We start from the raw sequence: 23,554 nt of genomic DNA, 5'->3' as shown, positions 1-23,554 counted from the left end.
GTCAGTGCCCCTCTTCAAGCGCAGCCGCGCCAGGGTGCCCGGCCAGCTCTTCCTTGGTCATGTACTTCTTGAGTTCCGAGATGTCGAACAGCGCGAGCAGGTCCTCGCGCACGACCGGGATCGGCTGGTGGACCATCTCCACCTTGTCACCGTTCAGCGACAGGATCAGGTTGACCTTGCGCCACTCGGGCGACATCTCCGGGTGGTCCTCGCGGGTGTGCCCGCCGCGCGACTCCTCGCGCTCGAGGGCCGCCATGGCCACGCACTCGGCGACGAGCAGCATGTTCCGCAGGTCCTGCGCGTAGTGCCAGCCCGGGTTGTAGGCCCGCTCGCCTGGCACCGACAGGTTCGCCGCCCGCTCCTTGAACTTCTCGAGGGCGGAGAGCGCGTCGCGAACCTCCTGCTCGCGGCGGATGATGCCGACCAGGTCGTTCATCGTCTGCTGCAGTTCGGCGTGGACCTCATACGGCGACTCGCCGTCGGCCCGGGCGAACGGCGCCAGCGCCTCGGCCACCGCCGCGTCCAAGTCCGCCTGGACAACCGAGGGCTTAGCATCAGCCAGCGACGAGATGTAGTCCGCCGCGCCGTCGCCCGCCCGTTTGCCAAACACGAGCAGGTCGGACAGCGAGTTGCCGCCGAGCCTGTTGGACCCGTGCATGCCGCCGGACACCTCGCCCGCCGCGAACAGGCCGGGCACCGAGGCAGCCGCCGTGTCCGGGTCGACCTCGACGCCGCCCATCACGTAGTGACAGGTGGGGCCGATCTCCATCGGCTCCTTGGTGATGTCCACGTCCGCCAGCTCCTTGAACTGGTGGTGCATGGACGGCAGCCGGGTGAGGATGTACTCGGCCGAGCGCCGCGAGGCGATGTCCAGGTACACGCCGCCGTGCGGCGTGCCGCGCCCGGCCTTCACCTCGGAGTTGATCGACCGCGCGACCTCGTCACGGGGCAGCAGCTCAGGGGGACGCCGGTTGTGGTCCGGGTCGGTGTACCAGCGGTCGGCCTCTTCCTCGGTCTCCGCGTACTGCGCGCGGAACACGTCAGGCACGTAGTCGAACATGAACCGCTTGCCCTCGGAGTTCTTCAGGATCCCGCCGTCGCCGCGGACCGACTCGGTGACGAGGATGCCCTTCACCGAGATCGGCCATACCATGCCGGTCGGGTGGAACTGCACGAACTCCATATTCATCAGCTTGGCGCCGGCCAGCAGCGCCAGTGCGTGACCGTCGCCGCTGTACTCCCAGGAGTTGGAGGTGACCTTGAAGGTCCGCCCGATGCCGCCGGTCGCGAGGATGACGGTGGGCGCCTCGAACAGCACGAAGCGACCCGTGTCGCGGATGTACCCGAAGGCGCCCGCGATGCGGCCGTCAGGAGACTTCAGCAGCCGCGTGATCGTCGTCTCGGCGAACACCCGAATACGAGCGTCCGGGTCGCCGAACTCGTAGGAGTCCTCCTGCTGCAGCGCGACGACGCGCTGCTGCAGCGTGCGGATCATCTCAAGGCCGGTCCTGTCGCCGACGTGCGCGAGCCGGGGGTACTCGTGCCCGCCGAAGTTGCGCTGCGAGATCTTGCCGTCCGGTGTCCTGTCGAACAGCGCGCCCCACGCCTCGAGCTCCCAGACCCGGTCCGGTGCCTCCTTGGCGTGCAGCTCCGCCATGCGGGGGTTGTTCAGGAACTTCCCGCCGCGCATGGTGTCGCGGAAGTGGACCTGCCAGTTGTCCTTGGGGTTGACGTTGCCCATCGCGGCGGCCGCGCCGCCCTCGGCCATGACGGTGTGCGCCTTGCCGAACAGCGACTTGGAGATGATCGCCGTCTTCAGCCCCCGCGCTCGCGCCTCGATCGCCGCCCGCAGCCCTGAGCCGCCGGCGCCGATCACTACGACGTCGTAGGAGAAGCGCTCGATATCGGTGTCGTTAGTAGCCATAACTAAGTTCGCCCGTTCCGTAACGCCTAGTTGAAGAGCCGCGGGTCGCTGAAGGCGCCACTCGCGACCAGCATGATGTAGAAGTCGGTGAGCATCAGCGTGGCAAGCGAGATCCACGCGAAGGCCATGTGATGCTTGTTCAGCTTCGAGATCTGGGTCCAGATCCAGTACCTGACCGGGTGCTTGGAGAAGTGCTTGAGCCGCCCGCCGGTGATGTGCCTGCAGGAGTGGCACGAGAACGAGTATCCCCAGACCGCCACCACGTTGATCAGCATGATGATCGAGCCGAGCCCGATGCCGAAGTTGCCGTCAGGACCGCGGAACGCCTGCGCCACGTCGTAGGTGAGGATGGCCGCGATCACGAACGCCGCGTAGAAGAAGTACCGGTGCACGTTCTGGATGATCAGCGGCACCTTGGTCTCGCCTGAGTACGAGGCGTGCGGCTCGCGCACCGCGCACGCGGCCGGCGAGCGCCAGAACGCGCGGTAGTAGGCGCCGCGGTAGTAGTAGCAGGAAAGCCGGAACCCGAGGACGAACGGCAGTGAGACGAACGCGTAGGGAATGATCGGCGGGATCGCGGGAATCCACGTGCCGATGGCGGCAGACCCCGGCACGCATTCGCCGCTAACGCACGGCGAGTAGAACGGCGTTAGGTAGTGGTACTGGGGCACGAAATACCAGTGCCCGGTAAAAACGCGAACGGTCGCATAGAGGACCCAGATGGTCAGCAGGGTCGCGACGACGCGACCGCGGTTCCACCATGGGTCCGTGCGGAGCGTCCGCTCCTTTATCTGCGCCCGCTTTCTGGCCGGCGCCTCAGAAACTTGTGTCATCCAGCGTCCTCGCTGCCTTGTGCGTGATCGTGACCGCGGACGCGCGGCCAGGCAACCCAGACTGAGGGCAGGGGGCGGGGCGCGCATGCGATGCCCACGAACTTATTCCAGTTAGTGACAGGATGCCGCATCGGGGCACCCTTCCAGCATGTGAGACACACAACACTGCCCGTTTCCACCTGCGCATCTACGTCTGGAGGTGAGCGGGCTCACATCTTTTATGATCCCGAACGGCGAGCTCTTTTCTCCTGCATCCACCACCTTGAGTCCAGCGGGGCCGGTCAAGTCGGGAGAAAAGGGCTCGAAAGCGTGCTTCGCCTCGACACTCCCTACTTGAGCCCCCAGGTTCCGTCGAGCGCCTCGCGCAGGAACGCGACCTGGAGCAGCAGCAGGTTTTCCGCCACGACCTCTTGCGGTGTCATGTGGGTCACCCCGGACAGCGGCAGGACGCGATGCGGGTACCCGGCCGCGAGCAGCGCGGAAGACAGCCGCAGCGAGTGCGCGACGAACACGTTGTCGTCCGCTAGCCCGTGAATGATGAGCAGGGGGCGGACCACGGTAAGCACAGCCCGTTCCGGATCAGCATTGACGGAGCTGACCGCGTAGGCGGCGGGGTTGCTCGCGGGGTCACCCAGATACCGCTCGGTGTAGTGGGTGTCGTACAGCCGCCAGTCGGTGACCGGCGCGCCCGCGATCCCGGCGTGGAACACGTCGGGCCGCCGCAGCACGGCGAGTGCTGAGAGGTAGCCGCCGTGCGACCAGCCGCGCATGGCGACGCGGCCCGTGTCCAGGTCGGCGAAGTGTTCAGCCGCCGCCTGGAGCGCCACCACCTGGTCCTCGAGGGCCGGCGTGGCGAAGTCGCCCGCGATCGTCCTGTCCCACGACGGGCTGCGGCCTGGCGTGCCCCTGCCGTCGGCCACCACGACCGCGAATCCCTGCTCCGCGAACCACTGCGAGGTGAGGAAGATGCCCGCCGTCTTGACTGTGCGCTGCATGGCGGGGCCGCCGTAGGGGTCGACAAGTACCGGCAGCTTCGTGCCCGGCTCGTGCCAGGAGGGAAAGAGCACGGCGGTGCGGATGCCCGTCGGGCCGGCGTCGAAGAAGCGCGGCGCGGGCAGCGGCAGGTTGGGCAGCTCGGCGTGCGAGACGACCGTGCCCGCCGCCGCCCCGCCCTCGGTGACAGGGCCGCTGGTGATTGAGAGGTGCAGCCGTGGGCTTTCCAGGGTCCGGCTCGACAAGATGGTCGTTCCGCCCGCCGTGATCGCGGTGTGCACGCCAGGCGCGGTGGCGACCTCGCGCAGGCCGTCGGGACCGTAGCGCCACACGCCGGCCTCGGTGGGCTCGGTCGAGGCCTGGAACAGCACGTCGTTGCCGTCGGTGCCGAGGATCTGCCTGACCTGGAGCCCGGCCGGCGTGACAGGAACAGCGGCGGCCAGGTCGCCCGGCTGGGCGACGAGCAGCCGCCTGGTGTCCTCGCTGATCTCGGTCCAGACGACGGCGCCGTCGTTGAGCTGCGCGGGGACGCCGCCGATGATGTCGGTCCACTGCGGGTCGGTGTCCTCGCGGATCGTCTCGCCGGTGAGCCCGTTGAACAGCCGCATGCTCCGCTGGTCCCTGGTCTGCACCACGATAAGCAGGTCCTTATCCCAGGCCGCGGTGACCAGGTAAGGGAAGCGGTCCCGGTCCCAGTGCACCTCGGTGAGCTGGACGCCGGCCTCTTCCTCAGGGTCGGGCCGGGTGGCGAGGAACAGCGAGACCTCGGCGTTCGGCGTGCCCGCCGCGGGATAGGCGACGACGTTGGGCTTGCTGTCCGGGTTGGCCGGGTCGGCGATGTGCCAGCGGCGCACCGGTGACTCATCGACCCGGCCGACGAGCAGGCCGGAACCGTCGGCGGCCCACCAGTAGCCGCGGGCGCGGCCCATTTCCTCGGCGGCGATGAACTCGGCAAGGCCGAAGGTGACGCCTTCTTCCTTCGCGACGACGGCGTTCTTGCCGGTGGCCAGGTTCACCGCGCACAGCGCGCCGTCATGCACGTACGCGACGAGGGTGCCCGCCGGGTTGACCCGGGGGTCGAGCGCCGGCGTCTGGGTGGGCAGCAGCTGCGGCGTCGCCAGCGGGACGCCGAGCGGCACGGAGTACACCTGCCCGGAGAGGGCGAAGACGGCGATCGTCGCGTCCCGGTCGACGGAGAAGGCGACGATGCCGGCCGCCGTCTCCCTGACCCGCTCGCGGCGTGCGCGCTCCTCTGGGGGCAAGTTCTCCTCGGCGGCGCCGAGCGCCCGTGGGTCGGCGACCAGCCACTCCTCGCCAGTGCCGAGGTTGAGCTCCCACAGGCAGTTGACCGGGTCGCTGCCCGCCTTCGACCGCAGGAAGATGAGCCGTTGCCCATCGGGCGAAATCTGGAAAGCCCGGGGAACCCCGAGCGAAAACCCGCGCGTCCGCGCCTGCTGCCTAGGAAAGCTCTCCGTCATAGCTCCCGATCATGCCGTACCGCCGGGGGGACGGGCCCTGTCCCCCCGGGTTCCGCGCCCGATGGCAAAAGGCGCCATCGTATCGGGCGCGCAACCCGGGCATCTCCCGGGGGAGCGACCCCCCGTAACCCCCCGGACAAGAGCTCCGTGAGTACCCGCGCCAGCTCGTTATGGCTGGATGGCGATGGCGACGGGTCCCTCGCCGACCCAGAAGCCCGGGTGGTACCGGTTGTCGGTGGTGGTGAAGTTCACCACGATGCCCACGCCTCCCGGAGCCGCGTCGATCACGAAGAGCGTCTTGGCGTCGGGGGTGAGCGCCATGGCGCGCGGGTAACTGGGGCCGAACCAGTGCTTGATGAACGCGACAGGGGCAGTGCTGATCGCCCACGTTGAGTTGTCCTTATTGCCGTTCCAGATGGCGTCGGCGTAAATCCGGCTGCCGTCCGGCATGACGGCCAGGTGAATCTCATCCGCCGCTGGGCCGAGCACGAGGAACGGTGCGGGCTTTTCCGTCGCGGTGCTGACCGGGGTCAGCTTGGCATGGACGAAGGCCTTGGGGCCCTCGCCGGAGCTTGCGACGTAGGCCGTCTTGCTGTCCGGTGCGAACGCGATGGTGAGCGGCCCCTGGCCGACCGGGACCGGGGTGCCGGCCTTGTTCGTGGCGGTCCTGATCGGGGTCACCGTGGTCACGGTCGCCGCGGGGTCGCTGCCAAAGGCGTACAGCGTCTTGCCGTTCGGGGAAAGCGCCAGGTGAGCGGTTCCCGCCGGGTCCCTGAACCCGAAGGGGATGGCCTTGCCTGCCTTGCCGGTGGCGGTACTGATCGGGGTGACCGTGCCAAGCGCGCTTGCCACATACACGGTCTTGCCATCCGGCGTGATCACCAGCGGGGACGGGTTCTGGCCGCCGCCGGGGGCGAAGGTGATCGGCTTGCCGGCCTTCCTGGTAACCGCGCTGATCGGGATGACCGTGTTGACTTTGGTAGACGTGCGGCTGGTGGTGACATAGAGGGTCTTGCCGTTCGGTGTGATCACCATGCTGGCCGCGCCACCCTGGAGGGCGATCAGCTTGCCGGCCTTGTTCCAGTCGGTGCCGACCGGCGTCACGCCGGCGCTGCTTGCGACGTAGAGGAACTGGCCGTTCGGCGAGAACACCAGGGCACCGGGGCTGCCCGTGACCGGGATGGGCTTGCCAGGTGTCTTGAGCGCGGTGTCGAACGGGGTGAAGGCAGCAGGATTTGGACACCATCCCCCGGGGGACGACCGGTCTCCAAGCTCTCAGGGAGCAATCAGCGCGGCGATCTGGCGGCGCGAGGAGATTGCGAGCTTGCGGAACACCTTGTTCAGGTGGAACTCCACGGTGGAGACCGTGATGAAAAGCCGCTCCGCTATCTCGGCGTTAGTGTGACCGCCCGCCGCCAGCACCGCGACGTGCCGTTCCTGCGCGGTCAGCTCGTTCCCGGCGGGGGTGGCCCGGTTGCGGACGTGCTCGCCGGTCGCGAGCAGTTCGGCCCGCGCCCGCTCGGCGAACGGGACCGCGCCGCAGGATTCGAACACCTGATGTGCCGCGCGCAGTTGCGCGCGCGCCTCGCCGCGGCGCTTGCCGCGCCGCAGCCACTCGCCGAACAGCAGCCGGGTGTGCGCGAGATCAAGGTCAACGGGCACGCGGCCGAGCCGGCTGACCGATTCCCGGTAACAGGCCTCGGCGTGTTCGTCCACGCTCATCAGGGCCTCGCAGCGGGCCAGCAGGCCCAGGCCCCACGGGGTACCGGCGTCCCGGGCACGCTCGGCCATCCGCGTCAGGGCCGCCGCCGCCGCTTCGCGGTTTCCGGTACGCACACCGGCCTCGATGATCACCGGAAGCACGAGGTTGCCCGCCGACGGTGGGTCATCGCGGAAGACGGTCAGCGCGTGGTCCAGGGCGGACTGATAGCGGCCAAGCCCTAGGTCGAGAATGGACAGCGCGTAGAGTCCCATCTTGTTCATGTGCCCTTGGCCGAATGCCTCGGCCAGCGATGCGATGCCCGCGAGCGCGCCCCGCAGCTCGTCTTCGCGGCCGCTCCAGGCGAACAGCTGAGCCCGGTTGACCGCACCGTCCGCCGGGAATCCTGTCGCCGCGAAGAACTCATCCGCCTCCGCGTAGCACGCCTCGGCTTCGGCGAACCGACCGGCGGTAATCTCCGCCTGCGCGGCCACCAGGAGCGTCAGGCTCAGTGCGTACAGCGCGCCCTGGCCTCGGTCGACGGCGGCGAGGCGTTCGGTGAGTTCGCGGCGGCTCTCGATGTCCCACACCTCGTCGGTGGCGAACGAGATGAGCACGCTGAGGGGTATGCCAAGTTCCCGCAGCTCGGCGGCCCCGCGAAGCCTGGCGAGCGCCGTCCGCAGTACCGGTGCTGCCTGTGCGTGCCCTTCTGCGACGCGCCTGGCCAGTCCCACCATGACCAGATCGCCGCTCCAGACAGGTGCGTCCGGGTCGTGCCAGGCGGTTGCCGTGGCCTTGGCGACGTCGAACAGCGTTGTCCCGCTGACATGCTCGCGTGCCATCATCGCGGCGTGCATCGCCTGGAAGAGCAGATCCCAGGTCATCCGCGGGTCCCGGTCGCCAAGCTCGGCGACCGCTTCCATCAGCATCGCGGGGACGTTCGAGACACGGGCGCGGAACATTTCGAGCACGGCCCGGGTCCGCAGTGCACGCGCCCGGGCCACCCGGCCGTCCACGTCCGCCGCCGCCAGGTCAAGCAGCACTTCCGCGGCAGCCGGATCACCGGAGATCACGTGGGCATCCGCGGCCGCGAGCCTGCGTTCGGCGCGCGTGACAGGCGCGGGGGACAGCTCGGCGGCCCGGGACAGGAACAGCGCCTGCTCAGAGAACCCGCCGCGGGCTCGGGCTCGCTCGGCTGCCGCTTCCAGTTCGGCCGCGACCTGCTCGTCGGTCCCGGCAGCGGCCTCGGCGCGGTGCCACGCCGACCATTCGGCATCGCCGACAGAGTCATACGCCCCGGCGAGTGCCGCGTGCACCAGGCGCCGCTGTACGGGATCGGCGTCAGCGTAGACCGCCGACCGGATCAGCGGATGCCGGAAGCCGGGCTGCGGGTCCCTGGTCACGATGCCTTGTTCTGCCGCCGGCTGCGCCGTCCGCGCGGACAGCCCGAGCCACCCGGCCGCGCGCCAGATCAACGGCGCATCGTCGGCGGGCGCCGCGGCGATCAGCAGCAGCAGGGTTCTGGTGTCGGGCGGCAGGACGGCGATGGCGGCACGGAAGTGGGCGTCAAACAGGCGACCGGCCGGCAGCTGGGCGGGCAGCGGCGCCACCCCGGCAAGCTGCTCCGGACTGAGCCGGGCGGTGATCTCGAGCAGCGCCAGCGGATTGCCGCCGGTCCCCGCGACGATCTGGTCGACTGCTGCGGCATCAAGGTATCCGGCGACGTGCGAGGCGAGCAGCGCCTTCGCGTCCGGCGCTGCTAGTCCGCCGAGGCGCAGCGTCGCCAGGGAAGCGAAGACCGACTGCTCGCCGATCTCTCGGCGGGCAGTGAAGATGAAGATGAGCGAGTCGGCGTGCAGCCGCCGTGCGGTGAACGCCAGCGCTTCACAGGATTCCCTGTCCAGCCAGTGCACGTCATCGACCAGGCACAGCATCGGCTGCTCGGCGGCAACGTCGGCCAGCACGTTCAGTATGGCCAGGCCGACCAGGTAGCGATCGGGCGGCGCGCTGTCGGTCAGCCCGAACGCCGCGCTCAGCGCGTCGCGCTGCGGCACGGGCAGGCCGGGAATGCGGTCGAGAAACGGGCGCAGCAGCCGGTGCAGCGCGCCGAAGCCGAGGCGGGTCTCGGACTCGACGCCAGCCAGCCGGATAACGCGCAGGTCAGCGCCGGCAGTGGCGGTAGTGCCACGGGCGTCCTTACGATGAGTTGTGCAGCCAAGGTTACTGGGATTGCCCATTTCGCACTGGGGTCGGACCCCAGTGCGAAACGCCACGGCACGGTGGTGTCCTGACGGCATGACGAACCCGACACCTGTCATCTTCATCCACGGTCTGTGGCTGCACGCCAGCTCCTGGGACCCATGGGCCGACGTGTTCGCCGGCGAAGGCTACCAACCGCTCGCGCCGGGCTGGCCTGGTGACTCCGCCACCGTGGCGGAGTCACGGGAGAATCCGGAGAGCATCGCCGACCACGGCGTCGACGACGTCGTCGACCACTACGCCGCGATCATCGCTGACCTGCCGGCCCGCCCGATCCTGATCGGCCACTCCTTCGGCGGGATGATCGCGCAGAAGCTGCTTGGCCAGGATCTGGCCGTGGCCGCGGTCGCCATCGACGCCGCACAGATCAAGGGCGATCTGCCGCTGCCGCTGTCCGCACTGCGCGCGACCCTGCCTGTATTCAAGAACCCGGCCAACAAGCACAAGGCGGTGACGCTGACGTCGGAGCAGTTCCGCTACGCCTTCGGCAACGCGCTGAGCGAGGAAGAATCCGACGCGCTGTACCAGCGCTGGACGATACCCGCCCCCGGCCGGCCGCTGTTCGAGGCCGCCACCGCTAACTTCAATCCGCACGCCTCGACCAAGGTCGACACCCATAACAGCTCGCGCGGCCCGCTGCTGCTGATGAGCGGCGGAAAGGATCACACGGTACCGGAAAGCGTGGTCAAGGCCACGGCCGCACAGTACCGGCATTCCGAGGCGGTGACCGACCTCATCGACTTTCCTGACCGCGGTCACTCGCTGACCATCGACAGCGGCTGGCAGGCAGTCGCGGCCGCCGCGCTCGACTGGCTGCGACGGCAGTCGCTCTAGCCATGGCTATGGACTTGCGCCTGGCCGGCAAGACCGCCGTTGTCACCGGGGCTAGCAGGGGTATCGGCCTGGCCGTCACCCGCGCGCTGATCGGCGAAGGGGTTCGCGTCGTCGCCGCAGCACGGGAAAGCACGCAAGAGCTGCGCGAGGCCGGCGCCGTGCCGGTCGTCACCGATCTCACCTCGCCGGACGGCCCGGCCACGGTGATTGAGGCGGCAGCAGCGGCGTTCGGCGGCCTGGACATTCTGGTCAACAACGTCGGAGCGGTCCGGCCGCGCACCGGCGGCTTCGAGTCGGTCACCGCGCAGGACTGGCTCGCGACTCTGGCCGTCAATTTCCTCGCCGCCGTGCACGTGACCCGCCTCGCGCTGCCGCTGCTGACCGTGCGGGGCGGCAGCATCGTCACCATCTCCTCGGTGAATGCCGTGCTGCCCGACCCGCTGGTCATCGACTACAGCGCCGCCAAGGGCGCACTGAGCAACTTCTGCAAGGCGCTCTCCAAGGAGGTGGGGCCGCAAGGGATCCGGGTCAACACGGTCAGCCCTGGACCGGTGGCCACCGACTTGTGGCTAGGCGCCGGCGGGGTCGCGCAGACCATCGCCGACACTGAAGGCGGCACGCCCGACGCGGTGGCCGCGGCCGCGGTGGCCGGCACCGCAACTGGCCGGTTCACCCAGCCTATCGAGGTAGCAGACCTCGTGCTATTCCTGGCCAGCCCCCGAGCCGGGAACATCACCGGCGCCGACTTCGCCATCGACGGCGGCCTGAAGCCCACCCTGTGACCGACCTTGCGATGATGCCCGTCACCGGGCTGCGAACCGCCCGAGTTCAGTAACCTTTCCGTGCGGTAGCGTCGGCGACGGGGGGACAAGGACTTGGAACGCAGTCTGCTGCTGGTGCACGCGCATCCGGATGACGAGTCGATCGGTACCGGCGCCACCATGGCCAAGTACGCTGCGCAGGATGCCCGGGTCACGCTGGTGACCTGCACGCTCGGCGAGCTCGGCGAGATCATCCCGCCGGACCTGCGGCACCTGCTGCCCGACGAGCTCGGCCAGCACCGGATCACCGAGCTTGCCCGCGCGTGCGAGGCGCTCGGCGTGCAGGACCATCGTTTCCTCGGCGGAGAGGGACGCTACCGCGACTCGGGGATGATGGGCCTGCCTGACAACGATGACCCGGACTCCTTCTGGCAGGCGAACATCGAGGAGGCCGCCGCGGCGCTCGCCACCGTCATCGAGGAGGTCGCGGCCGGCGTGATCGTCACCTACGACGCCAACGGCTTCTACGGCCACCCCGACCACATCCAGGCGCACCGCGTCACCGTGCGCGCCCATGAGCTGACCGGGGGGCGGGCGAAGCTGTACGCCACCGCGGTGCCGCGATCGGCGCTCGAGCGGGCCGTCGAGCTGCCGGCGGACTCCTGGTTCATCCGCTATACCGACCTGTCCATCGGCGTACCCGACGACCAGGTCACCGCGGAGATCGACGGTACGCTCTTCCTTGGCGCCAAGCGGGCGGCGATGCGCGCCCACGAGACCCAGATCACCGTGGACGGCGACTTCTTCGCCCTGTCCAACGACTTTGGCCAGCGCATACTCGGCACCGAGTACTACACCCAGCTGGCCGGACCGCGAAGCGACACGGGCGCAGGCCACGAGCGCGACCTGTTCGCCCGCTGAGATCGGTACCCTGGCGTCGTTATGGGGACATCGTGATGGGGACTTCGCAGGGCCCGGTGAGCAGTGGCCCGCTGAGCAATGGCACTGGGCGGGGCAGGCAGCGGGTGCTGACCGCCGCCGGTTACGTGCTGCTGTTCGTGCTGGGCGCCGTGCAGGGCCTGTTCGGCAGCTTCCAGTACTCCAGGGAGCCCGCGCCGCTGATAGCGATACTCCTCGCCGTGGTCGTCCTCGTCACCTGCGTGGGCTGCGGCTGGGGGATCGGCACGTTCGCCGCCGGGCTGCTGCCCGCCGTCGGCTGGATAGTGGTGTCGTTCGTCCTGGCGATGTCGCGGCCGAACGGCAGCGTGATCATCACGGCGACCACCGCGGGCGAGTGCTACCTGTACGGCGGTGCACTCGCGGCCGCGGTGGGCTGCGTCATCGCCTTCTACATCCGGGCCAGGCGCTCAGCGCGGTGAGTCGGCAAGCACCGCCTCGCTAGGCGCCGAGCCCCGCCTCGCTAGGCGCTCAGCCCCGCCTCGCTAGGCGCTGAGCCCCGCCTCGCTAGGCACTGAGCACTGCATCGGTGAATCGGGCCAGGCCCCAGGATAGGTCGTCTTCCTCGATGACCAGCGGGGGAGCGAGCCTGATCGTCGATCCGTGGGTTTCCTTGGCGAGCACGCCGAGCGCCGCGAGCCGCTCGCAGACGGCCCGCCCGTCCAGGGCGGCGAACGTCACCCCGGCCCACAGGCCGCGCCCGGTCACCGACGACACGACCGACGGCGGCAGCCCGCCGAGCGCCTCGTGCATCCGGGTGCCGAGCCTCGCGGAACGCTCCTGGTACTCCCCGGTCCGCAGCATCGCGATCACCTCGCGGGCTACCGCGCAGGCCAGCGGGTTGCCGCCGAACGTCGACCCGTGCTGCCCCGGCTTGAGCACGCCGAGCACCGCGCGGGAGGAGACCATCGCGGACACCGGGATGATCCCGCCGCCGAGCGCCTTGCCGAGCAGGTACGCGTCGGGCACCACACCCTCGGCCTCGCAGGCGAAGGTGGTCCCGACCCGCCCGAGCCCGGACTGGATCTCGTCCGCGATCATGAGCGCCCGCGCCCCGGAGCACAGGGAGCGCACCCCGGCGAGGAAGCCGGGCGGCGGCACGACCACGCCCGCCTCGCCCTGGATCGGCTCGACGAGCACCGCGACGATGCGATCGCGGTGCGCGTCGAACGCGGCGGTGAGCGCCGCGAGGTCACCGTAGGGCACCGACACGAACCCAGGGGTGTACGGGCCGAAGTCGTCCTTCGCATCCGGGTCGGAGGAGAACGACACGATCGTCGTGGTCCGCCCGTGGAAGTTGCCGTCGAACACGACGATGACCGCCTCGTCGTGCGGGACGCCGTGCGTGGTGTAACCCCACTTGCGCGCCACCTTGATGGCGGTTTCCACCGCCTCGGCGCCGGTGTTCATCGGCAGCACCATCTCCATGCCGCACAGCCCGGCGAGCTCGGCGCAGAACGGGCCGAACTGGTCATGGTCGAACGCCCTGGACACCAGCGTCGCCCGGCCGAGCTGCCTGGTGGCCGCCGCGATAAGCCGCGGGTGCCGGTGCCCGAAGTTCAGCGCCGAGTACCCGGCGAGCATGTCCAGGTACCGCTGCCCGCCGACGGCGGTCACCCAGGAGCCCTCCGCGGACGCCACCACGACGGGCAGCGGGTGGTAGTTGTGTGCGCTGTATTCGCCGGTAAGCCCGGACAGCTCCGTGGCGGAGCTGAGGTCAACTGTGTGCGTCATGGGGTCGTCTTCTCCCTTAGTTCGAGCGTGCAGCACTTCGCGCCGCCGCCGGCCTTGAGCAGCTCGGACATGTCGACAGGAACCGGCTCGAAGCCACGGCCGGCCAGCGCCCTGGCGAGCCCGGTCGCCTGCCTGGCGAGCACCACGTGCCGCCCGTCGGATACCGCGTTGAGCCCGAGCACCTCGGCGTCCTCGTCCTTCGCCTCGATGAGCTCGTCGAATACCGAGGCGAGGGCCGCGCGCCCGGCATCGTCGAAGGCGGGCGGGTAGTACATCGCCGTCGTCGCGTCGAGCACGCACAGCGCGGTGTCCAGGTGGTAGAACCGGGGGTCGGCCAGCCGCAGCGAGATCACGCGCCGCCCGAACGCCTCGGCGAGCTCATCCGCGGCCTCGACGTCGGACCGGAAGCCGTAGCCCGCGAGCAGGGTGTCGCCGGCGACCAGGATGTCGCCCTCACCCTCGTTGACGTGCCTTGCCTCGTGCACCGCCGGGTACCCGTGCGAGCGGAACCAGGACAGGTAGGCGGCGGCCTCCGCGGCGCGCTCGGGATACCTGAACCGCACGCCGAGCACGATCCCGTCGACCACGGTCGCGCCGTTGGCGGCGAACACCATGTCCGGCAATCCGGGCACCGGCTTGATCGTGGCCACGGTGTGCCCGAGCGACTCGTGCGTGGCGCGCAGCGCCGACCACTGGCGCATCGCCAGGTCGGCGTCGACCGGCGAATCTGGCCGCATCCACGGGTTAATCGCGTAACTGACCTCGAAGTACTCCGGCGGGCACATCAGGTACGACCGGGGCGTTGCCGCCCGGTACGGCGCGTCGCTGCTCATACCAAGAGAGTACGAAGCGCGGTCAGACTGCTAACAGAGGGTAATCATGCACCAGTCCGGCGATCCATTGCGTTTCCCGCGGCAAGACAGGCGATTCGTTGCGCGGTCGGCGTCGCGCGGGGACCTCAGTGCGTTCAGGGCGTTCAGTGCGTTCAGCGCGCCGGGCGGGACGCGAGCGCGCGCAGTCGCTCGCCGGCGGCGGCGACCCGCTCGTCGGTCGCGGTCAGCGCGACCCGGATGTAGCTGTTTCCCGCAGGCCCGTAGAAGGACCCGGGGCCGACCAGCATGCCGCACTCGGCGGCGAGCAGTTCGCACGCCGCCCAGCAGTCAAGACCAGGGCGGGTCGCCCACACGTACAGTCCGGCCTCCGAGTGCTCGATGCGGAAGCCAGCCGCGGTGAGCCCCTCGGTCAGCACGGCGCGGCGCGCCGCGTACCTGGCCTTCTGCTCAGCCGCGTGGGCGTCGTCGGACAGCGCCACGGTCATCGCCGCCTGCACCGGGCCAGGCACGATCATCCCGGCCTGCCTGCCGATAAGCAGCAGTTCCTTCATCAGGCCGGGGTCGCCGGTCACGAACCCTGCGCGGTAGCCGGCCAGGTTGCTCCGCTTGGACAGCGAGAACACCGCGAGCACCCCGTCAAGCGAGCCACCGCGGACGGAGGGGTGCAGCACGGAAACCGGGGTCACGTCCCAGCCGAGCTCGATGTAGCACTCGTCGGAGGCGAGCACGCAGCCGCGCGACCGCGCCAGGGCGACCCCGGACCGCAGCGTTTCCGCGTTAAGCACCCGTCCGCTCGGGTTGGACGGCGAGTTCACCCAACGCAGCCGAGCCGAGGCCGGCGCCGCGCCGAGCGCATCGTCCGACAGGTCGTCGACGGGAGCGGAGGCGGCCCCGGCGAGCCGCGCCCCAATGTTGTACGTGGGGTACGCGAGGTCTGGATATAGGACGGTGTCGCCCGAACCGAGCCCGAGCATGGTCGGCAGCCAGGCGATGAACTCCTTGGTCCCGATCACCGGGAGCACCGTCACCGGGTCCACGTCGACGCCGTGCGACCGGGACAGCCACCCCGCGGCGGCCGCGCGCAGCTCCGGGGTGCCCGCGGTGAGCGGGTACCCGGGAGCGTTGGCTGCCGCGCGCAGCGCGTCCTGGATGACCGCGGGCACCGGGTCGACCGGCGTGCCTATCGACAGGTCAACGACACCCCCGGGGAAGGCGCGCGCCTTCTCGGCGATCGGTGCCAGCTCGTCCCAGGGGTATTCAGGAAGCCGTGCGGCGAGGGTCACTCTTCCGCGGCCTGCGGCGGGAGCGCCGCGACGGTGGGGTGGTCCTTGCCGATCTTGCCGCTCTTGGAGGCGCCGCCGGGTGAGCCAAGGTCCTCGAAGAAGTCGGCGTTGATCTTCGTGTATTCCTTCCACTGCTCCGGGACGTCATCCTCGTAGTAGATGGCCTCAACCGGGCAGACGGGCTCGCAGGCGCCGCAGTCCACGCACTCGTCGGGGTGGATGTACAGCATCCGCTCGCCCTCGTAGATGCAGTCCACGGGGCACTCTTCGATGCAAGCCTTGTCGAGCACATCGACGCATGACTGCGCGATGGTGTAGGTCACGTGAGCTCCTCTTTAACGTCTTAACCCACTTCAGGTACCACACAGTATGGTGGTCCGCCCGGCTAGCTGGCGACAATACCCCCCGCACTTGCATTCGGATCCCGCTGCCAGCTCGATTCCGTCAGCGTGGCCGTCCAGTGGTATCCCGCGTAGCTGACCTTGGTAATCCCGTACGAGCTCGCGTTCGCCATCAGCCAGTTCGCCACCGCCCAGCCGCTCCACGACGGCGCCTTGACCACCGTGGCATGTCCGGAACGGATGGGGGTGACTTTGGTCACCGCCGACCCCGCCTCCGGCTTGCCGAACGCGTCGGTCAGCCCCTTCGCGGCCCCGGTCAGGTTCAGCTTGGCCGACACGCCGGCGCTCGCGGCCTGCGTGCCCGGGTTGTACCAGCAGGTGACCGCGTGCGGCACGCTCGTGTAGTACTTGGTGAGCAGCTCGCCTGACTGTGTGTACTGGTCATAGGCGTAGCCGTCGGCGCTGCGCTGCACGTCCTGGGCGGCCTGGTACACGGGGATCTTCGTGTAGTCCTTCACCTTGACGAGGGCGCGGAAGAACGCACGCGACGCGAACGCCGGGTCCTTGAGGTCCTTGGCGGAACCCCAGCCCATCGAGGGCCGCTGCTGGAAGATGCCGACGGAGTCCCGGTCGCCGTAGGTGAGGTTCTCCAGCTTCGACTCCTGCCACGCGGTCGCGTAGGCGATGGTCAGCGCCCTGGCAGGCAGCCTCTCCCGGGTGGCGACGGCGGCGATGGTGGCCGCGTCCGCCGCCTGGCCGAAGTCAAGCGCGATCGCGTTGTCCCCGGTCCCCGCCTGGCAGCCGGGGACGGTGAGCAGCTGCACCACGTACCGCTGGTAGGCCGTGTAGGCGACGTACGCCCCCACGCCGAGCAACACCACGATTACCGTGAGCACGATGAGCGGGCGACGCCACGACGGCCTGTGGTACCGGTACCCGGGCGCGCTGCCGTGTGAGGTCGTCCGCACAAGTTGAAGGTACCCGCGCCCCGGAGGTTTCGGTGCCCGATAGGCTCGCTGAGCATGAGTGAGCTGAAGTCCCCGCTGCCTGCCGTCATCGATGAACTCTGGGAGCGCCGCACCGAGCTGAGCCCGGACGACTCCGCCGCGCGGGCCGAGATCGTGGCCGCCGTTGACCAGATCGACGCGGGCAGCGCCCGGGTGGCGTTCGTGGACGCGGAGACCGACGAGGTCGTGGTGGACGAGCGGGCCAAGCGGGCGATCCTGCTTGCCTTCAAGGTGCTGCCGATGGCGCAGGGCCAGGTGGGCGACTTCCGCTACCACGACAGGGTGCCGCTGAAGACCCGGCTCGACGGCGTGCGCGTGGTGCCTGGCGCCATCGCCCGCTGGGGTGCCTACATCGCGCCGGGCACGGTCCTGATGCCCTCGTTCACCAACATCGGCGCCTACGTGGATTCCGGCACGATGGTCGACACCTGGGCCACGGTCGGCTCCTGCGCCCAGATCGGCAAGAACGTGCACCTGTCAGGCGGCGTGGGCATCGGCGGCGTGCTCGAGCCGCCGAACGCGGTTCCCGTCGTCGTCGGGGACGAGTGCATGATCGGCTCCCGCTCGATGGTGGTGGAGGGCGCGCGGGTGCACACCGGCGCGGTGCTCGGCTCTGGCACCAACCTCAGCCGTTCGACGCACGTCATCGACGTGGAGACCGGCGAGGAACTGCCGCGCGGCGAGGCCCCCGCCTGGTCGGTGTGCGTGAACGGCACGCGTTACCGTCAGTTCGCAGGCGGCGAGTTCGGCATGCAATGCGTGCTGGTTCTCAAGCGGCTCAAGGAGGGGGAGCGGCACAGCAAGGCTGAGCTGAACGCGATCCTTCGCGACCACGGCGTCGACGGCTGAGCAACCGATCGCAGGACGTCTACCAGGCGTTAGCCGTTAGTTCTTGCGTCTGCCGCGTGTTTCAGCCAGAGCACTGTCCGTCCATAGCTACCTTGGATAGGACTATGGGCGGAAGTAACTCGCGCCGGGTCCGTCGCCAGGGACCCGTGACGTTGCGCGACAAGCAGATACCGGCGACAACAACTGACCAGCGGCTGCTCGACCGCCGCGGTCCCTCTGACTGGGTGCACACCGATCCGTGGCGGGTCATGCGCATCCAGGCGGAATTCGTGGAGGGCTTCGGCTTCCTCTCCGAGCTTGGCAAGGCCGTCTCGGTCTTCGGTTCCGCGCGGACCAAGCCAGGCACTCCCGAATACCAGAAGGCGCAGGACATCGCCTCCGGCCTGGTCAAGGCCGGCTACGCGGTCATCACCGGCGGCGGCCCCGGCATCATGGAGGCGGCCAACAGGGGCGCATTCGAGTCCAACGGCACCTCGGTCGGACTCGGCATCGAGCTACCGCTCGAGTCGGGCCTGAACGAGTACGTGAACATGGGCATCGAATTCCGGTACTTCTTCGTCCGCAAGACGGTGTTCATGAAGTACTCGCAGGCCTTCGTCGTCCTGCCCGGCGGCTACGGCACGATGGACGAGCTCTTCGAGGCGCTCACCCTCGTCGCCACCGGCAAGATCACCCGCTTCCCGATCGTCCTGGTCGGCAGCGAGTACTGGTCGGGCCTCCTCGACTGGCTCAAGACGACGATGCTCGCCGAAGGCAAGATTGGCCACGACGAACTGGCCCTCCTGCACCAGGCCGACGACCCCGACGAGGTAGTCAGCATCATCCGCGAAGCGCACAAGGGCCTCTCCTTCGCCTAACCGACCCGTAAGCCCCGCACGTCACCTGCGCCTCCGTGCATCGAACATGATCACGGAACTTCGGTTTACAACGGAACTTTTCTACCCGGATCGGGTAGAAAAGTTCCGCCAGGATCAAAGCTTCCGTGATCATGCGTCCCGGATGTCTTATCTATGGCGATTTGCGCCTGCCGCGGCTATTTTGGCTCGCGCGCTCCGGGACGGCCGAGCACGGTGAACGCGGCGGCGGTGCTCGCCGCGAGCAGCGCGGCGGCGATCAGCATGCTGACCCGCATCCCCGCCTCGAACGAGCCGAACGCCCCGGACACCAGCGCACCGAACACCGCGACCGCGATCGCGCCGCCGGTCTGCCTGCTCGCGTTGAACAGCCCGCCCGCCAGCCCGGCCCGCTCTGCGGGCAGGGCGTCGAGCAGCAGGAACGTCAGCGAGGGCAGGCTGAACCCGAGCCCGGCGCCCGCGGGCACGAGGGCGACCTCCGTCGCGATGCTGCCGTCCGGCAGTGAGAGGGCGAGCATGCCGAGCGTCCCGACCGACAGGCCGAGACCGACTGCGAGCCGATGCCCCCAGCGCGCCGCGAAGCGGGCGGAAGCCAGGTTGGCGACGGCCAGCAGCCCGGTCATCGGCAGGAACAGCAGGCCCGCGGTGACCGCGGGCTCGCCGAGCACCCGCTGGAAGTACAGGCTGAGCAGGAACGCGATGCCGTAGAAGGCGGCATTGATGGAGAACCCGGTGAACAGGCAGGCGGCAACGGTCCGCGACCGCAGCAGGGACAGCGGCACCATCGGTGCCCGCACCCGCGCCTCCGTCATGAAGAACGCGACGGTCGCAGCGGCCGCGACGAGCAGCGAGACAACCACGCGAACGCCGCGGAAACCATCGGCGCCGCCCGCGATCACCCCGTAGGAAAGCGCGGTGAGCCCGAGCACCGCGGTGGCCTGACCCGCCAGGTCTAGCGGCGCGGACCGCCGCGCCGACCTCGGCGCCCAGCCGAGCAGCGCCACGGCGAGAACACCGACAGGCAGGTTGACGAAGAAGATGGCGCGCCACCCGGCCGCCGACGTCAGGACGCCGCCAAGCACCGGGCCTGCGGCCATCGCGGTCGCGCCGCCAGAACTCCACACCGCGACGGCGCGCGCTCGGGCCGCGGGATCGTGACAGGCCTGCCTGACCAGCGCCAGCGACGCGGGCAGCAGCACCGCCGCGGCGCTGCCCTGCACCACCCGGGCCGCGATCAGCGCCCACAGCGAGGGCGCGAGCCCGCACCCCGCCGAAGCCAGGGTGAACACCGTGAGCCCCCAGCAGCAGACGCGCCGCGCCCCGAGCCGGTCAGACAGCGCGCCCGCCGTGATCAGCAGCGCGGCGAACGGCACCGTATAGCCGTCCACCGCCCACTGCAGCCCGCCGGTTGAGCCGTGCAGCGACCGCCCGATCGCCGACAGCGCGACGTTCACCGCGGTCGCGTCCAGGCTGATCATGAAGAACCCGAGAATCGCGGCGATGAGCACCAGCCGCGCCTGCCGCGAGGGCGGCGCAACCGGGGCGGGCTGCGGAACCGGGGCGGGCCTTAGGACGCCAGCTTCGGTAACCCGCCGGGTGGGGGCGTCGGTCGCTCGCCAGAGGTCAGAATCGGTCATATCCCGAGCCTGCCGCCGCGCGCCGCCCCGTGGCAGACCGCGAATCTCCGCCGCGTGGTGATCAGGGGACCGAGGAACGGGTGCGCGCTAAGCCAGGGAGCAACGGGGCCCCTCTGGGAGCCGCCGGCCGGGCGGGAGCCCAGGCAGAATGGGAAGCATGACCGAGCAGGAGCAGACCGAGCTCGGGCGTTTCCTGCGAGCCCGCAGGGAAGGCGTCCGGCCGCAGGACGTCGGCCTGCCGCGGGGCCCCGGCGCGCGCCGCACTCCCGGCCTGCGGCGCGAGGAGATCGCGACGCTCGCCGGGGTCAGCATCGACTACTACACGCGCCTGGAGCGCGGCAAGGAAACCCGGCCTGGTCCCGCGGTGGTGGACGCGGTCGGCAGGGCGCTGCGCCTCGATGACGAGGAGCTGAACTACCTGCGGGCGCTGGCGGTGCAGGCCGCGCGCCGGCCCCCAGAGCCGCGCAAGCCGCCGACACGCACCGTGCGCGCCACCGCCAGGCGGCTGCTGGAGGCGCTGCGGCCGCACCCGGCGTACGTGGTCAGCAGGACCTACGACATGCTCGCCGCCAATCCAGGCGGCGCGCGGATCCACCCCGGGCTGTTTGACTGGCCCGCGCGGCAGCGCAACACGATCGCCTATACGTTCCTGCACCCCGCCGCCCGGGAACTGTGGCCCGACTGGGAGCAGAAGGCCCGCGGCTGCGTCGCGCAGCTGCGCGCCGTCGCAGGCAGCGATCCAGACGCACCCGACCTGGCGGCCCTGGTCGGCGAACTGCTCGTCAAGAGCCCGGATTTCGGGCGGCTGTGGGGCCGCTACGAGGTGCGCAGGGCAGGCGCGGGGGACAGGGTGATCCGGCATCCGCTGGTCGGGACGCTCACGCTCGCGCACGAGACCCTCGACCTGAACCGGGCTGACGGACAGCGTCTCATCGTCTACCTAGCCGAGCCTGGCACACCCGACCACGACGCGATGGTCCTGCTCGACCGGGCGGGCTCGCTGGACGCCGGTTCGCTAGACAGCCTGCCGCTGCCCGGCTGATCGCCGTCCGGTCGGTGGGGGAGCGCGCAGCAGGCGGCCTCCGGTGACATTTTGTCGGCGGTTCGTGGCACGATGGGCGTGTGCTTGTTGTCATGGTGATTGCCACCCTCGCCGTCGTCGCCGCGGCGGTGCTCGCGTTCCGCGGACGCCTCGGTGAGATGTCGGTCGAGCGCACCGATTACGTGCCGCTCGACCTTGGACCGGTGTCCGCCACCGACGTCGCCCTGCTGCGGCCGCCCACGTCACTGTGGGGGTACAACGTGCAGGCAACCGACGAGGCGATGGAGCAGATCGCCGAGTCGATCAGGGAGCGCGACGTGCGGATCGTCGCCCTCGAGCAGCTCGTCACCGACCTGGGCAGGGAGCACGCGCCGATGACGCCGCTCGGCAGCCCGTATGAGGGAGCCAGGCACCGCCGCGCGCCCGCCGACGGCGTTGCCGATACGGCGACGATGCGCTGGCAGGGCACCGAGCCGGCCTGGCAGGCCCCTGAGCAGTCTTGGGAAGGGCACGAGCCGTCGTGGCAACAGCAAGAGCAGCCCTGGGAGCAGGGCCAGGAGGAGCCCTGGCAGCAGAACCAGGAGCAGCCCTGGCAGCAGGACCAGGGGCAGCACTGGGAGCAGGCGCAGGAGCCGCCGTGGCAGTCACCCGAGCCGCCCTGGCAGGCGCCGGACCCGGGCTCCGCCGGCGACGACCAGGCGCCGCCGCCCGAGCGTTCGCATGACTGACGGTCCTGTGAGCCCGGAGGGCGCGGGGCCCGCGCAGTTGGCGGCACCGGACGGCACCCCGCTGCCGAAGGGAGCGGTCGCCGGGCCCGACGGCAAGCTGCGCTGCCCGTGGGGGCTGAGCGCACCGGAGTACGTCGCCTACCACGACGCGGAGTGGGGCCGGCCGGTCCGCGGTGACCAGGCCATCTTCGAGCGGATCTGCCTTGAGGCGTTCCAGTCGGGCCTGTCCTGGCTGACGATCTTGCGCAAGCGGGAGAACTTCCGGCGCGCGTTCGCGGGCTTCGAGATCGCCGCCGTCGCCAAGTTCGGCGATGACGACGTGGCGCGGCTGCTCGCCGACGCGGGCATCGTCCGGAACCGCGCCAAGATCAACGCGTCCATCACCAACGCCCGCGCCGCCCTTGACCTCCCCGAGGGCCTCAGCGACCTGGTGTGGAGCTACGCGGAAACCGGCCCGCGCCCGGCGCCCCGCACGCTCGCCGACCTGCAGGCGCAGACACCGGCCTCCAAGGCGCTGTCCAAGGAGCTGCGCAAGCGCGGCTTCGTGTTCACCGGGCCGGTCACCATGTACGCGGCGATGCAGGCCTGCGGCCTGGTCAACGACCACCTCGAGGCGTGCTTCGCCCGGTGACGAATGGGCGGTAAGTCCGGGTAAGCCGGACCGACCAGGCAAGATGATCATTTGCCCCCAGGAGCCCACATTCGCGGGCACAAGGGTAGCGATCGTGTAACAATACGCCGCATGGCTTTCTCCGAATCCGACATTGCCGAGCTCTTCGCCCCGCTAAAGCCAGCGCAGGCCTTCGGCGTCGTGCTGAGCGAAGCGCGGCAGGTCCTGGCCCACGTCAGGCAGCCGATCGACGCGGAACTGTGGGGATCGGACATGATCGGCGCCCTCGGGTCGGGGGAGTCGGGGCCGGATGACAGCGAGGTCATGCGGGAACTCGCGCTGTCGGTGGTGCCGGCGGCCGAGGAGGACGCGACCTCCGAGTCGCTCGCCCTGCTGCGGATTCTCGGCGCGGTCGGCGGGCCGCCACTGCGCCGGGTCGCGCGGGCGGCGGCGGACCGGGTGGCCGCGGGCGGCGTGCCCGACGCGGACTGGGCCGCGGCCATCGGCTCGCCCTCGATCGGGAAGTGCTGGCACTACAGCGACGTCGGCGGCCGGCAGGAGTCGGTCACGGTGAGCTTCGGTTACGGCACGGCGGAGCACGCGCTGTCGGTCCTCATCGACCACGGCAACGGCGGCAAGATCAAGGACGCCTGGGTGGACGACGCGGCGGGCCTGCTCGACAAGACCTGGCTGGCCGCGGAGAGCGACCCGCTGATCGTCTTCGAATCCCTCGAGCCAGGCGACGCGGGGCAGCGTCTCGCGCAGGCGCTCCAGGCGGGGGAGCGGCCCACCAAGCCGGACGAGGTCGATGACCTGACGGCGCACCGCGCGCTGCTGCACGCCCGCGTCGCCTACCTCGCGGCGAACTGAGCCGGGCGAGGCGACCCAGGCCGGGACC

At 69.9% G+C, this 23,554-nt stretch carries 21 protein-coding genes; 10 read left to right on the top strand and 11 right to left on the bottom strand.

Going from position 1 to position 23,554, the window contains the following annotated elements; all coding sequences use genetic code 11:
- Position 1 precedes the first annotated feature (1 nt).
- The 5 genes from EAS64_RS02155 to EAS64_RS02135 form a co-directional block, all read right to left on the bottom strand.
- Entirely contained in the window at positions 2 to 1,924 is a 1,923-nt protein-coding gene (locus tag EAS64_RS02155) for a fumarate reductase/succinate dehydrogenase flavoprotein subunit (protein WP_145851018.1), read from the bottom strand.
- A gap of 26 nt (positions 1,925 to 1,950) precedes the next feature.
- On the bottom strand, positions 1,951 to 2,757 hold the full coding sequence (gene sdhC, locus EAS64_RS02150) for a succinate dehydrogenase subunit SdhC (RefSeq protein ID WP_145851017.1): 807 nt from the start codon (positions 2,755 to 2,757) through the stop codon (positions 1,951 to 1,953).
- A gap of 329 nt (positions 2,758 to 3,086) precedes the next feature.
- Entirely contained in the window at positions 3,087 to 5,228 is a 2,142-nt protein-coding gene (locus EAS64_RS02145; RefSeq protein WP_145851016.1) for a prolyl oligopeptidase family serine peptidase, read from the bottom strand.
- Between the two features lie 168 nt (positions 5,229 to 5,396).
- The gene (locus EAS64_RS02140) at positions 5,397 to 6,380 is read right to left on the bottom strand and encodes a YncE family protein (protein WP_145851015.1); all 984 of its coding nucleotides are present in this window, start codon (positions 6,378 to 6,380) and stop codon (positions 5,397 to 5,399) included.
- Between the two features lie 123 nt (positions 6,381 to 6,503).
- Positions 6,504 to 9,164, bottom strand: a complete 2,661-nt coding sequence (locus EAS64_RS02135; RefSeq protein WP_145851014.1) for a helix-turn-helix transcriptional regulator — start codon at positions 9,162 to 9,164, stop codon at positions 6,504 to 6,506.
- Positions 9,165 to 9,222: 58 nt separating this feature from the next.
- Between EAS64_RS02135 and EAS64_RS02130 the strand changes: the two genes are divergently transcribed.
- The 4 genes from EAS64_RS02130 (at position 9,223) to EAS64_RS02115 (ending at position 12,160) form a co-directional block, all read left to right on the top strand.
- A complete protein-coding gene (locus EAS64_RS02130) occupies positions 9,223 to 10,020 on the top strand; it encodes an alpha/beta hydrolase (RefSeq protein ID WP_145851013.1) in 798 nt (265 codons plus the stop codon).
- A 2-nt stretch (positions 10,021 to 10,022) separates the two neighbouring features.
- Positions 10,023 to 10,802, top strand: a complete 780-nt coding sequence (locus EAS64_RS02125; protein ID WP_342781998.1) for an SDR family NAD(P)-dependent oxidoreductase — start codon at positions 10,023 to 10,025, stop codon at positions 10,800 to 10,802.
- 93 nt (positions 10,803 to 10,895) lie between these two features.
- Positions 10,896 to 11,702, top strand: a complete 807-nt coding sequence (mshB, locus tag EAS64_RS02120; protein WP_145851012.1) for an N-acetyl-1-D-myo-inositol-2-amino-2-deoxy-alpha-D-glucopyranoside deacetylase — start codon at positions 10,896 to 10,898, stop codon at positions 11,700 to 11,702.
- A gap of 35 nt (positions 11,703 to 11,737) precedes the next feature.
- On the top strand, positions 11,738 to 12,160 hold the full coding sequence (locus EAS64_RS02115) for a DUF6113 family protein (RefSeq protein WP_145851011.1): 423 nt from the start codon (positions 11,738 to 11,740) through the stop codon (positions 12,158 to 12,160).
- Between the two features lie 85 nt (positions 12,161 to 12,245).
- On the opposite strand, the gene rocD is transcribed toward EAS64_RS02115, so the two are convergent.
- From rocD to EAS64_RS02090, 5 genes are all read right to left on the bottom strand, one after another.
- On the bottom strand, positions 12,246 to 13,472 hold the full coding sequence (rocD, locus tag EAS64_RS02110) for an ornithine--oxo-acid transaminase (RefSeq protein ID WP_145851010.1): 1,227 nt from the start codon (positions 13,470 to 13,472) through the stop codon (positions 12,246 to 12,248).
- Positions 13,469 to 14,305 carry a dimethylargininase gene (gene ddaH, locus EAS64_RS02105; protein WP_145851009.1) on the bottom strand — a complete coding sequence of 279 codons (837 nt, stop codon included), beginning with the start codon at positions 14,303 to 14,305 and terminating at the stop codon, positions 13,469 to 13,471. The genes rocD and ddaH overlap by 4 nt, the downstream gene beginning before the upstream one ends.
- Positions 14,306 to 14,457: 152 nt before the next feature.
- Positions 14,458 to 15,588 (bottom strand): succinyldiaminopimelate transaminase, encoded by a 1,131-nt coding sequence (gene dapC, locus EAS64_RS02100; RefSeq protein ID WP_222848925.1) that lies wholly within the window; start codon positions 15,586 to 15,588, stop codon positions 14,458 to 14,460.
- Positions 15,585 to 15,911 carry a ferredoxin gene (fdxA, locus tag EAS64_RS44430; RefSeq protein WP_145851007.1) on the bottom strand — a complete coding sequence of 109 codons (327 nt, stop codon included), beginning with the start codon at positions 15,909 to 15,911 and terminating at the stop codon, positions 15,585 to 15,587. The genes dapC and fdxA overlap by 4 nt, the downstream gene beginning before the upstream one ends.
- A gap of 62 nt (positions 15,912 to 15,973) precedes the next feature.
- The gene (locus tag EAS64_RS02090) at positions 15,974 to 16,897 is read right to left on the bottom strand and encodes a hypothetical protein (RefSeq protein ID WP_145851006.1); all 924 of its coding nucleotides are present in this window, start codon (positions 16,895 to 16,897) and stop codon (positions 15,974 to 15,976) included.
- Positions 16,898 to 16,951: 54 nt separating this feature from the next.
- On the opposite strand from EAS64_RS02090, the gene EAS64_RS02085 reads away from it, so the two are divergent.
- Both EAS64_RS02085 and EAS64_RS02080 read left to right on the top strand, forming a co-directional pair.
- Complete coding sequence (locus EAS64_RS02085) at positions 16,952 to 17,785, top strand: 2,3,4,5-tetrahydropyridine-2,6-dicarboxylate N-succinyltransferase (protein ID WP_145851005.1); 834 nt, start codon at positions 16,952 to 16,954, stop codon at positions 17,783 to 17,785.
- Positions 17,786 to 17,889: 104 nt separating this feature from the next.
- Complete coding sequence (locus EAS64_RS02080) at positions 17,890 to 18,642, top strand: LOG family protein (protein WP_145851004.1); 753 nt, start codon at positions 17,890 to 17,892, stop codon at positions 18,640 to 18,642.
- 176 nt (positions 18,643 to 18,818) lie between these two features.
- Here the strand turns inward: EAS64_RS02080 and EAS64_RS02075 are convergent, their stop codons facing one another.
- Entirely contained in the window at positions 18,819 to 20,276 is a 1,458-nt protein-coding gene (locus EAS64_RS02075) for an MFS transporter (RefSeq protein WP_145851003.1), read from the bottom strand.
- 157 nt (positions 20,277 to 20,433) lie between these two features.
- Here EAS64_RS02075 and EAS64_RS02070 point away from each other — a divergent pair, with 157 nt between their 5' ends.
- From EAS64_RS02070 to EAS64_RS02055, 4 genes are all read left to right on the top strand, one after another.
- Positions 20,434 to 21,318, top strand: coding sequence for a helix-turn-helix transcriptional regulator (locus EAS64_RS02070; protein ID WP_145851002.1), 885 nt, complete (start codon positions 20,434 to 20,436; stop codon positions 21,316 to 21,318).
- Between the two features lie 92 nt (positions 21,319 to 21,410).
- Complete coding sequence (locus EAS64_RS43200; RefSeq protein ID WP_187365634.1) at positions 21,411 to 22,046, top strand: hypothetical protein; 636 nt, start codon at positions 21,411 to 21,413, stop codon at positions 22,044 to 22,046.
- Positions 22,039 to 22,677 carry a DNA-3-methyladenine glycosylase I gene (locus tag EAS64_RS02060; RefSeq protein WP_145851001.1) on the top strand — a complete coding sequence of 213 codons (639 nt, stop codon included), beginning with the start codon at positions 22,039 to 22,041 and terminating at the stop codon, positions 22,675 to 22,677. The genes EAS64_RS43200 and EAS64_RS02060 overlap by 8 nt, the downstream gene beginning before the upstream one ends.
- A gap of 111 nt (positions 22,678 to 22,788) precedes the next feature.
- The gene (locus tag EAS64_RS02055) at positions 22,789 to 23,526 is read left to right on the top strand and encodes a hypothetical protein (RefSeq protein ID WP_145851000.1); all 738 of its coding nucleotides are present in this window, start codon (positions 22,789 to 22,791) and stop codon (positions 23,524 to 23,526) included.
- The last annotated feature ends 28 nt before the right edge of the window (positions 23,527 to 23,554 follow it).

The organism is Trebonia kvetii, from assembly GCF_007827045.1.
GTDB lineage: Bacteria > Actinomycetota > Actinomycetes > Streptosporangiales > Streptosporangiaceae > Trebonia > Trebonia kvetii.
The sequence above is the reverse complement of the archived record's forward strand: the minus strand, read 5'-3'. Positions and strand labels throughout refer to the sequence as shown.